Below are 10,364 nucleotides of genomic sequence, written 5' to 3'. Positions count from 1 at the left end.
ACCCCCGACGACAACGCCGACACCGCGGCCGCCACGCCCTACCGACTGCCACCGCCCAGCCCGATCCCGCCGCGCGCGACGCCGAACCGGCTCGCCCGCTAAGCCGACGCCAGCATCGACGGAAGGGAGCCGTGCCGGAACCATGGGAAGCAGACTCGCGGCCGGTGTCGCCGCCCTCGTCCTGGCCATCCCGCTGCTCCTCGCCGCCGGGATCGCCGGCGTCGTCAGCGCCCTCACCGGCAGCAGCGCCGCGGGCTCGCTGATCTGCACCCCGGACGGCACACCCACCGGGACGGTGCCCGGCTTCACGGCCGAGCAGATGGGCAACGCGGCCATCGTCGTGGCCGTCGGCAAACAGATGCGGGTGCCTGAGCAGGGCTGGGTCGTCGCGATCGCCGCCGCCATCCAGGAATCCGGGCTGCGCAACCTCGACTACGGCGACCGCGACAGCCTCGGCCTGTTCCAGCAACGCCCCTCGATGGGCTGGGGCACCCCTGCCCAGATCACCACACCGACCTACGCCGCGACCCAGTTCTACGAACACCTGCTCGCCACCCCGAACTGGCAAGCCATGAGCATCAACGCCGCCGCCCAAGCCGTCCAGCGCTCCGGCACCCCACACGCCTATGGACCACACGAAACCGACGCCCGCCGCATCGTCGCCGCCGTCGCCGGCATCCGCTGCGAACCGTCACCCGCCCTCGACGGCACCGGAGACTGCAACAACATCCAAGCCCCAACGCCAGCGGCACTGACCGCCATCAACTACGCCTGCGGCCAACGCGGACTGCCCTACATCTGGGGCGGTGACGGACCCGGCAGTGGCGATCGTGGATTCGACTGCTCGGGGTTGACCAAAGCCTCCTACGACGCCGCCGGAATCACCCTCCCCCGCACCGCCCACGCCCAATTCCACACCGGAACCCGCGTTCCCGCCGGATCCCCGCTACTCCCCGGCGACCTCGTCTTCTATGGCACCCCAGCCAACATCTCCCACGTCGCGCTCTACCTCGGCAACGGCAAGATGATCAACGCCCCAACCTTCGGCAGCCACGTCCAGATCGACACCTACCGCCACCCGAACGACAACTACGTCGGCGCCACACGGCCGTCATCAGACAACTAGGGAACGCAATCACGTTGCGTTGCGATCAGTCGTACTTGGTGGCGCGTTCCCGTAGCACGCTGAGAATGTCAGCCTGACAGCGCGTCTGGATGCGGTGCCGAGTGCCCTCTCGCATCTCCTTGATGAGCTTCGCAACGTTCGTAGCTTTCTCGAACTCGCCCCCTGCTGCAAAGAAGGCGCGCAGCCAGGTTTCAACATCGAGCGGATAGCCAGCGTCGGTGAACGCGCGCAGCAGCTGCACGACGGCACCCTTGCCGTTACCACTCGATAGCCCGTTGTACTGCTCACCAACCCAGCACTTCGCGGCCTCGAGTTGCACGGCATCCGGAGCCTCAAGCACGGACCCGGTGTGAAGATTCAGGGCGCCGACGCCATCGAGCCAGGCACGGACCATGTCTCGCGGTGACCACACGATGGCGAACATCTTCACGACAGAGTCCGCCGGGACGATTTCGCGAAGTAGATCGCAATCCCGCTCCTCATGGGGATGCATGACGACCAGCGGAGCCGTGAGCTGTTCGTCGCTGCGTCGGAGCCCGCTGAGGTCTGACAGGTCGATGACGTGCCGCTCGTCGGCACTAGGGGCAACGTAGGTCATGAATTGCGCGTCACCGCGGTGGTCCAGCTCGATCTTCTTCCGATCGGCCGTCGCGAAGACGTATGGTGGCCTCCCAGGCCACTCTCGAATCAGGGCACTCTGCTCTCCCATGGTGGTGCCGTACTGAGCCCAATCTTCACGAACCATGTACGCGAGTTCGGCCATGGGCCAAGTCTGCCGCAAATCTCGAACTTGAGGTTCGTGACCCGCCCGGCGGCGTCCTCATCAACTACAGTCGACCTCCCGTCCCGCCCGGTGGTTCAGCTCTGCCTCGGCCTCTCGGCGCGACAGCGCCCGGCCTCAGGCCAGACATCGATTGCCCTTGTCCAGTGATCGCACCAACGCGCTTTTACGACACCGGTCTTTTTGGACAATCGCTTGACATGGAGGCGGTGACGAAGCGTCCATAGTCGTGTAGCCCGAACCACCGGATGCGCACCGGCGGGCTACCGTCCCGGCCGGGGCATTCCCACCCAATTCCATCCCAGCGCACACCTGGAGTTCGTCATGTCCCGTAAGAACCCGCTTACCTCCGACACCGCGGAGCGCCACCTCCACGTCGCCGCCCACGGCCCCGATCAACAGCCCGCTGCAACAACCACTGACGGCAAAGTCCGCGCCGCATTGGCCGACAATCCCAGTCTCACCACGGCCGAGCTGGCGCTCGTGGCCGGGATCGGCCGTTCGACCGCCGGGAAGATCTTGGCCCGCTGGGACCGCGACGGTGTCGTGATTCGCACCCCTGGCGTCGGTCCGCGCGACCCCGACAAGTGGTCCCTCGCACCCTCGGACATCGCCATCGCGCCGGACGTCGAGCAGCCCGTCACCCCGGAAACGGCGCCCAGCACCGACTCGGAAACGGACAGTACCGACGATGCCGGGGACCCTGCTGAGGCCGCCGACGCGCCCCACGACGCGGCGACCCCAGCAGCGAACGACAGCACACCCGGCGACGATGCTCCCGCAGCGTTGCCCGAACCGCCGTCGGCCTGTCCTGCAGACAGTACGCACCCGGCCGAGCCGTTGGCGGAAGTCTCAACTACGGACGCGGAAACCGCCGACACCGCACCGACTGCCGAGAAGAGGTTGCCCAAGGGCGGACTACGTGCCCTGGTCGCGGAGTACCTCACCGAGCATGCGGGCCAGAGTTTTGGGCCCGCCAAGATCGGCAAGGACCTCGGCCGCTCTGGTGGTGCGGTCAACAACGCCCTGGAGAAGCTCACCGCCGACGGTTATGCGATCAAGACCTGCGAAGCGCCCAAGCGGTTCGCGATCAATCCGACCAAGACCGACGTCCCGCAGGAGGCCCGGGACACGGCGTAGGCCGAGCCCCATCCGGAACGCCGTGTGTGGTCGTCGCAGGTTGCTTAGGGCAGCCAGAGCGCGACTAGCATGGTCGGATGGAACCAGCCTGGGTGGCTGCGATCGCGGCCGGAATCAGCTCAGTCGTTGCATCTGTCAGCGCGGGCGCTGCCGTATGGTCGGCGCGTAACGGCAAACGAACTCTGGCACGGGCCGATGCCGACAGCCGTGCCCGCACCAGACCAATGGTTGCTGCCGAGTTGCGAGACGAGCCATATGCGCCCGCAACACAGCTGCTAGTGATCAAGAACTACGGGCCAACGATCGCGCGTAACGTCACAGTCACCTTCGACCCACCGCTCGGCGACCCTCCTCCGGAGCAAGAACACGAGAGCGTCGCTCCGTTCCTCAAGCGGCGCTACGCCAAACCGATTCCCGCCCTCGTTCCAGGTATGGAGCTGGACAACATCTACTACGACGGCACCACTGACGGGCGGGACAACCGGAACCCTTTTCCCGATCAGGTGACTGTAACGATCGAGCTGGACGCACCCGATGGTGAACGCTACGTCGACCGGTTCGAGCTGGACGTGAGCGTCATCCGAAACCGGACATTCGTCACTTCATCCACACATCCTGAGCAGAGGATGAAGCAGGCGGTCACGGCGCTGAAGAGGATCAACGAGTCGTTGTCTCGCATCGCTCGCGCGTTGCCCGCTGATCGCTATGCGGGTGCGCCACAGGAGTGGAGGGCGGAACTGGAGCGTCGCCTACTCGGTAAGCCGACAGAAGGCCCTCCGGCAGTCGACGAAGATCACGACGGTGCCACGAAGAGCTGACGCGGAGATACTGGCTGATCCCCGCGCCACGGTCCGATCCCGCTGAGGGCGTTGTCGGCACTGGTCGGCCTCCTGGCAGTAGCCGTGGAGCGCCGCACTATTTGGCCGCCATCCGCCCTGCTGGGCGATGGTTTCGCGCCGTGCGCCGAGTACCCGGTGAGCCGCAGCTCGAGCCCGGCCTGCGCGCCCAGTCGCGTGATGACGTCGCCGACCGCCTGGCTCGACATGCCGCCCCAGGACGCTGCCGCGGGCCGACGATCGCACCGGCCAGTCACCGGTCGATGGTGCTCGGTGCCCGGCCGAGCTTCTCGAGGTACACCTCGCACCCGAGGAGCGCGCCGAGACTGGCCGAGGTCTCGGGGATCCCAGCCCGGGGCGCGCACTCCTGCCACACCCTCCAGTCGGCCTCGTAGACGCACTTGGTGTTGGCCGGCCGCTTCGGCCTTTTCCATGTGCTCAGCCGCCAGCCGGCCCGCCTCGACGAAGCGTTCGGCAGCGGTCGCCCGCTCGCCAGAGGCGGTGGGTCGAGCGTGGCTACAGCCTGTTCCTGGCTCACGATGAGCTCACTTATCGTGAGCCACGATTCAGGCTGCCATAGCGCGAATGTGACCTCTCAGCTCCCGCAGATTCCGGAGCACAACTGCCCCTGGCGTCGTCCTCGCCTCGCCAGTCGTGAGGTGGTGCGCTAGGTCCTTCTCGATCACCACGGCGTCTGCGTAACCCGCAGCGCATGCGAGATACATGATGTCGTTCAGGTCGTTCCGTTTCCATAGGCGCTGCGGATTCCGGAGACGCTGGTACGTGATCTCCATGATTCGACCTACGAACGGCAAACCGGCGAACAGTTCAATCGTGCGCTCCGGCTGGAGCCAAGCCGAGAACTGCTGACGCGTCAGGCCCGCAAGGTGTGCCTCCGCCGAGATCTCCTGCATCAGATCGGCGGCCGTTCGTACCGCAGCAACGAGACGGATGTCCCTATCAGCAGGATGATCCCTCATGTACTCCGCAAGTTCCTGATACGACGCCGCCCATCCGCCGATGACCGCGTCGGCATGGTCTTGTTCGGCCGTGGTCATCGTCTCGGTCAAGAGAGTGGCTGCCCACGCATCGCGCCAGGAGCGAATCTCAACTTGACGCCGGGCCCATCCAGGCAGGTCAGAATCCTCCGCGTTGTAGGGCACGTACTCCTCCGCGAGGAAGGGAGTGCCCGGCTTCTGGCTGAAGACGTCATCGGCGCGGACAGCGTCGCTACTGGCTCCGCGAAGAGACCATGAGAGCTCGGCCCGGCGCACGTCGATCGGATGGCGCATATGCCACCCGTCGTACGCATCGAGCATGGCCTCCGCCAGCATCCTGCGTCGATTCGCTGCCCCCGCATGCGCGGTCTCCACCAGGTGCGCACTCGACAACGGCAGTCTGACATAGCCCTGGCGCACATACCGCCACAGCGCGTCCGCCGCGGCAAGCTCATCTTTGTTCAAGATCTTCTCGGGGGTGAACACCGAACGCGCCATCGTAACCCAGTGACATTGATCGAGATACACCGTCAACGGAGTCACGACCGACCAACCCTTCTGCAACCCGCAAACGTCCGATGTGGAACTGCTCGTCTCCGGAATCGTGATCGACGAGCACTGCGTTACGAGGCGCGCACGATAGCGGGGAAGGACGGCCAGACAGCCTGGAATGTCTCAAGTAAGTCAGAGCGTCGCTCCTCCTTACAAAACGTCGACCAAAACGCCTGGTTCGCCTTGCTCCACACGCCCGCAGTCAGGTCGAAGGTGGTGGGCAGCGGCAACGCCTGCTTGGACCGGTACACGCTGTACCAGCCCCGCCCCAGCCACCGTCAAGCAGCAGCTCTTTCCCGGTGCCGCTTTCGGTCGACGAAGGTTCAACGAGGTCCGCTGGTGCGGCAGCAAAGCCACAGCGTGGTCTCTCCCCACTCCCCGGTGCTGCTCGCGCTAGCTGGCGCCACAATCTACGAGATCGCCGAGAACACTCTCGTCGAGTTCGACGACGCGGTGCCGGTGCGGTTGACGCGCGGCTTTCTCGCCGCGCGCAGCGGTGCCTGCAACACCTCGTCGCTGGCGACTGAGCGTCCCCGGCCGATCAGTGAGCGCGGGCGAGCAGCTGTTCGAGGTTGTGGCGTGTGCTCGGACTGGTCTTCGGGAAAGCGGTCAAATAGGTCAGCATCTCCGGCGTGGCGCGTGGCGGAGCGTCGCCTGCCAAGACCGCGAGCGCGGCCTGGTGGCGGCGTCCCAGATCGGTGGCGAGCGGCGCGGCGATCGGGAACCATACGTCGTGGATCTCGTAGCGGCCATGGGCGTCGGGGAGGATGACGCGCGGCTCGGGTTCGGCTGCGAATCCCCACGGGTTGTCGTAGATGTGCAGGGCGTCGCCTTGCCAGTCGTAGTGGACCTGCGCGCCGCCGTAGATCGATTCCACGTGGATGCCGATCCACTGCGCCACGGATCGGCGGCACCGGAGGCCCGTCTCCCACCAGCAGCCCTCACTCTGCGGTTCGGGCCCGATCTCCGGAGATGTGATGACGGCGGGCGGGAGTTCACTGGCGGGGATTCCGGGGAACACGGCCTGATACGGCGAGGCGACCAGAACCTCGCCGGGCCGAAATGCGGGCAGCACAGTGCGCTCCTCCTTAGCTCGTGCGGGGCGCCTTCTGAACGAGGTGGAAGGTCCACTCGTCGCCGTCGATGCTGTAGTTGCCGTCGTGGTCGGGGTCGATGCGCCAGGGCAGGTAGTTGTCCAGGACGCGCAGGTGCTGGTGCACGTGGACGAGCGTGTGGCCGTCGAGGTAGACCTGCGGGTAGTCGTCGGGGGCGAGGTCGTGGTGAGTGGTGCAGAACGCGGCCACGGCTTCGGCGATCTCGGGCCGGAACACGGGGATCCAGGGCTGCTGCCGGGGGCGGGTGTCGATCCTCGCGGGGAACGCGCTCGCCGCCGCGTTGGCGGGGTTGCAGGTGACGAGGATTTCGCCGGGGCGTGGGGCGTGGCGAGTGGGATCACCCAGCACGGCCAGGTCGTGCTCGATTCGGGCGGCGGTGCGGGTCGGGGTGGACAGGAACCAGCGGCCGATGTCGGCCAGCGGGTAGCGGCCGCCCTCATCGGGTGGGATCTCGTGGCGTTGATGGGCGGCGTCACCGGTGAAGACGACGAGCAGGTCGTTTTCGAAGCGGGCCAGCGGATACCAGTCCGGGTCCGTCGGGTACACGAGGTTGAGCCACTCGCACAGTGCCTGCGCGACCTCGCGGCGCAGCCGGGGCCGCACCCACAGACCGTGGTGACGGCGAGGTTCGATGAGGGCGGGGAAGCTGAGCTGGTGGGGCCGGATGCGCGCGGCGGGCACGTGTTCGATCCAGTGCTCGCCGGCGGCGAGGTCGATGTCCGCGGACGAGCCGGCGGTGAGGGTGTTCATCGGGTGTCTCCTTCGGTGGTGATGGGGTCGGGCGAATCCAGCGGTAGGCCACCGGATCCCAGGTGGCGGTGGTGATCAGGCGGGTGAGGTCGGGCAGACCGGGGCCGAGCATCCAGCCGAACTCGGCGCATTCGGCTTCACCGGGCCACCGCCCGGTCCACACGTCCTGGAGGCAGCGGCAGGCCCCGTGACCGAGGCGCTGCAGTCCGGTGGCCAGACAGCGGGCCACGTCGCAGCCCTCGCGATGAGCTTGTCCGATTTCGGCGTGGCAGTCCGGGCAGCGCTCCTCGATCGGCGTCTCATCGGGGTGGGTCACGCCAAACTCCTGTGGTGTCGTGGTGGTTTCGCAGGAATTCGGCCCGCCGGCTGGCCTGCGAGATGAGGTAGGTCAGGTGGTGGTCAGCACCGCACGGGTGTGCCGGTCGGCCAGTACGGGGTGGGTGCGGTGGCGTTCGTCGTCGGCGAGGAGCACGCGTACGGCGAAGCGGGGCGGGTCGCCGTTGGGGTCGGTCCATCCGTAGAGGGCGGGCAGCATGGCAAGCGCCTGTACGACGGCGTCGGCGGCGAGGTCGCCGTCGAGTAAGCCAAAAACCTCGATCTCAAGCTCTACCGTGGTCTCGTGGGCGGTGATGGCGTACCGCAGGTGCGGTGGGAGTTGCGCGCGGAGCTCGACGAGCTGAGCGGATGCCGGTCCCGGCGACCACGGCAGGGTGAGGTCGGACAGGATGCTCAATCCCAGCTGGGACAGGTCGTGGCGGTGGGTCTCGCCCAGGAGCGGTCCGTAGCGGCGCCTCGTGGTGTCGGCGGCATAGATGCCGGTGTAGCCGCATGTGTCGCGACCGTGCGGAAACACCACCGGGGTGTCGCCCGGTCCGGGCGGGACGTACTCGCCCGCGCGCATCGACCAGCGCTGGCCTTGCCGGGCTGTCCACACGGTGTCCGTGTCGAAGGCATGGGTGTAGTCGGTGCCGTGGCTGGTGGGCCAGGGCCACGGCCACGGTCGGCCTCGGTGGGTGACCTCCCCGGCCTGGCCGACCTCGGCGGCGTGCAGGAAGGAGTTCACGAGGTCGGCGAACTCGTCCGCCGAGCGGGCCCGCCAGATCTGTTCGACACTCTGGCAGGCGCAGGCGCCGAGGTGGATCGATCCGATTCGCTCGGCGTCGGGTCCGCGCCCGAGGTAGAAGTCGTGGGTGGTCGAGCGGCTCATCACACACCTCCGGCGGTGTAGGAGGTCCGGTTGCGCGGCGGTTCGTAAGGGTTCGAGCGGGTCGTGGCCGGGTCGGGTGCCAGGTTCGGCGCGGGCCGGGCATCACATTCGGTGTCCTGGTCGCGCTCGGTGGCGCGGTCGAGGAGGTAGGCCGCCACGACGACTGGGGTCCAAGGTCCCGGCAGCATCACGGCCAGCACCGTCCACAGGAGCCGTTTCTTGTCTCGCATGGGTCTCCTTCCGTAGTGGTGTCAGGGTTGGTGCCACAGCACGCGGGCGTAGTCGGTGGATGGATCTCCGGGTGAGCGGAACACCGGGAGCGTGACCGCTGGCGGTGCGGCAGGGTCGCGTGCCCAGGCGGCGAGGTCGGGCGGGCCGCACCGCAGAGGCGGGCGCGGGTAGTCGGGGCCGAGGCGGTGCCAGCGGTCGCCGCCGCCCGCTGTCATGTGCACTCCGCCGCCAGGGCCGCCGAGGAAGGTGATGATCCAGTCGTTGCAGTGGCTGGTGTCCCAGTCCCACGGCCAACCGTGGCGGGGCGGGTGGCCCACCCCCAGGCGCTTGATGGGCCACATCATCAGCAGGTCCCGCACCGCCTCGCGGTAGCGCGGCAGGGCGAGCGCGGTCAGGACGGCGCGGCCGTGGTCGTCCTTGAGCAGGTTGTCGGGATGGCAGGCGAACTGCAGGGACCCGATCCACTCCGCCCTCGGGCCCGCCCCGAGGTAGAAGTCCGTGCGTGTCACCATCACTGCTCCCCCGTGCTGTGCCCGGTTTCCGCGGGTGGTGTCGGTGGCGGGACGAGCACGGGTCCGCCGAGGGCGAGGGTCAGGCGGCAGCCTGCGGACTCGCGGGCGTGGACGTCCCAGAAGCCCCGGTACAGGGCCTGGGTGCCGGGCGGGTTCCCGGTGTCGGGAAGTGTGGCGTGGCAGACGATCCAGCTGTCGCGGGCGAGTGCCTCCTGCACGAGCTGGTCGCGGTAGCCGGGCGGGAGGAACATCAGATTGCCGGGCCGGAAGATGCAGGTCGCGCACTTGGCGGTCAGCAGGCGCGGCAGGCCGCTGGCGTGGTCGCGGACGTCGCCGCACCGGGACGGTATGTCGCGCGCGTCGCGGATCATCGCTGCGTGCTCCGTGGTGCGTCCGCCAGTTCGGCGCGAAGGTCGGCCAGGGGGCGGTCGTCGCGGGCGCGGCGCCACAGGTACCAGCCGTTGACCGTGGTCGGTGTGGCGAGCCGGGTCGCCAGTGCGGACACGGCGGTCGGGAACAGCGGGGCGGAATCGGTGCCGTGCAGCAGCGCGCCGCCGTGGCCCACGGTCGCGGTGTGCCCGTTCCACACCACCTCCTCGCCGGGCGCGATCAGTCCGGCGTCGATCAGCTGGTCAAGCCCGTCCGGGTACGGTGGCATGCCGACGGACGAGGTGAACAGCCGCTGTCCGATCGCGCGCTCGGCCTCGTCGGCGAGGGCGCGCATCCAGGCCATGATCGTGGCGGCGCGGTAGTGCGGCCAGTGCCCGCTCATCGCGGGCAGGGTCTGCACGCTGTGCCAGCCGTACGCGGTCGCGATGAGGACCTCGACGTCGGCCTTGTCAGGGTCGTTGTTGGCGGGCGGGTGCAGCCGCACCACGACGTCGCCCTGGTGCAGGTCGGCGGAGGGCTGGGCGGGCAGCCACACCCCGGCCATCAGGTCGGTGGGCCGGGTGGACCAGGGCCGGCCGAGCCGGACGGTGGTGATCACGAGTGCCCACGCGTCGGCGGGGTTGCGCAGCGGCACCGAGTCCGGCGGTGCGGGCACGAGGGCGACGGCGTCGGCTGGCACGGTCGGGTCGCTCGGGTGCGGGTCGGTGGTCATGGCTGGCGTTTCCT

General features: G+C 68.1%; 12 protein-coding genes. 3 read left to right on the top strand and 9 right to left on the bottom strand.

Translation table 11 applies throughout. From position 1 onward, the window contains the following. Window positions 1-142 precede the first annotated feature (142 nt). Entirely contained in the window at window positions 143-1,126 is a 984-nt protein-coding gene (locus D0D28_RS16335) for a C40 family peptidase (RefSeq protein ID WP_116111143.1), read from the top strand. Between the two features lie 25 nt (window positions 1,127-1,151). On the opposite strand, the gene D0D28_RS16330 is transcribed toward D0D28_RS16335, so the two are convergent. After that, the gene (locus D0D28_RS16330; protein WP_116111142.1) at window positions 1,152-1,889 is read right to left on the bottom strand and encodes a hypothetical protein; all 738 of its coding nucleotides are present in this window, start codon (window positions 1,887-1,889) and stop codon (window positions 1,152-1,154) included. A gap of 342 nt (window positions 1,890-2,231) precedes the next feature. Here D0D28_RS16330 and D0D28_RS16325 point away from each other — a divergent pair, with 342 nt between their 5' ends. Both D0D28_RS16325 and D0D28_RS35695 read left to right on the top strand, forming a co-directional pair. Then, the gene (locus tag D0D28_RS16325) at window positions 2,232-3,047 is read left to right on the top strand and encodes a hypothetical protein (RefSeq protein ID WP_116111141.1); all 816 of its coding nucleotides are present in this window, start codon (window positions 2,232-2,234) and stop codon (window positions 3,045-3,047) included. A 77-nt stretch (window positions 3,048-3,124) separates the two neighbouring features. After that, window positions 3,125-3,865, top strand: a complete 741-nt coding sequence (locus tag D0D28_RS35695; protein WP_162831087.1) for a hypothetical protein — start codon at window positions 3,125-3,127, stop codon at window positions 3,863-3,865. 584 nt (window positions 3,866-4,449) lie between these two features. Here D0D28_RS35695 and D0D28_RS16315 read toward each other — a convergent pair. From D0D28_RS16315 to D0D28_RS16270, 8 genes are all read right to left on the bottom strand, one after another. Further along, entirely contained in the window at window positions 4,450-5,424 is a 975-nt protein-coding gene (locus D0D28_RS16315) for a hypothetical protein (RefSeq protein ID WP_162831086.1), read from the bottom strand. 550 nt (window positions 5,425-5,974) lie between these two features. Next, on the bottom strand, window positions 5,975-6,508 hold the full coding sequence (locus D0D28_RS16305; protein ID WP_116111137.1) for a hypothetical protein: 534 nt from the start codon (window positions 6,506-6,508) through the stop codon (window positions 5,975-5,977). Window positions 6,509-6,521: 13 nt separating this feature from the next. Continuing rightward, window positions 6,522-7,298 carry a hypothetical protein gene (locus D0D28_RS16300; RefSeq protein WP_162831085.1) on the bottom strand — a complete coding sequence of 259 codons (777 nt, stop codon included), beginning with the start codon at window positions 7,296-7,298 and terminating at the stop codon, window positions 6,522-6,524. Between the two features lie 388 nt (window positions 7,299-7,686). Then, window positions 7,687-8,505, bottom strand: coding sequence for a hypothetical protein (locus D0D28_RS16290; protein WP_116111135.1), 819 nt, complete (start codon window positions 8,503-8,505; stop codon window positions 7,687-7,689). Continuing rightward, window positions 8,505-8,735 (bottom strand): hypothetical protein, encoded by a 231-nt coding sequence (locus tag D0D28_RS16285; protein WP_116111134.1) that lies wholly within the window; start codon window positions 8,733-8,735, stop codon window positions 8,505-8,507. Before D0D28_RS16285 ends, D0D28_RS16290 begins: the two co-directional genes overlap by 1 nt. A 21-nt stretch (window positions 8,736-8,756) precedes the next feature. After that, window positions 8,757-9,248: a hypothetical protein gene (locus D0D28_RS16280; RefSeq protein WP_116111133.1), complete on the bottom strand. Its 492-nt coding sequence runs from the start codon at window positions 9,246-9,248 to the stop codon at window positions 8,757-8,759. Continuing rightward, window positions 9,248-9,619: a hypothetical protein gene (locus D0D28_RS16275; protein ID WP_116111132.1), complete on the bottom strand. Its 372-nt coding sequence runs from the start codon at window positions 9,617-9,619 to the stop codon at window positions 9,248-9,250. Before D0D28_RS16275 ends, D0D28_RS16280 begins: the two co-directional genes overlap by 1 nt. After that, complete coding sequence (locus D0D28_RS16270; protein ID WP_116111131.1) at window positions 9,616-10,350, bottom strand: hypothetical protein; 735 nt, start codon at window positions 10,348-10,350, stop codon at window positions 9,616-9,618. The genes D0D28_RS16275 and D0D28_RS16270 overlap by 4 nt, the downstream gene beginning before the upstream one ends. Between the last annotated feature and the right edge of the window lie 14 nt (window positions 10,351-10,364).

It is taken from the genome of Amycolatopsis ruanii (genome assembly GCF_003385175.1).
GTDB lineage: Bacteria > Actinomycetota > Actinomycetes > Mycobacteriales > Pseudonocardiaceae > Amycolatopsis_E > Amycolatopsis_E thermalba.
Note: the sequence above shows the minus strand (reverse complement) of the source record. Positions and strands in the feature narration are given on the sequence as shown.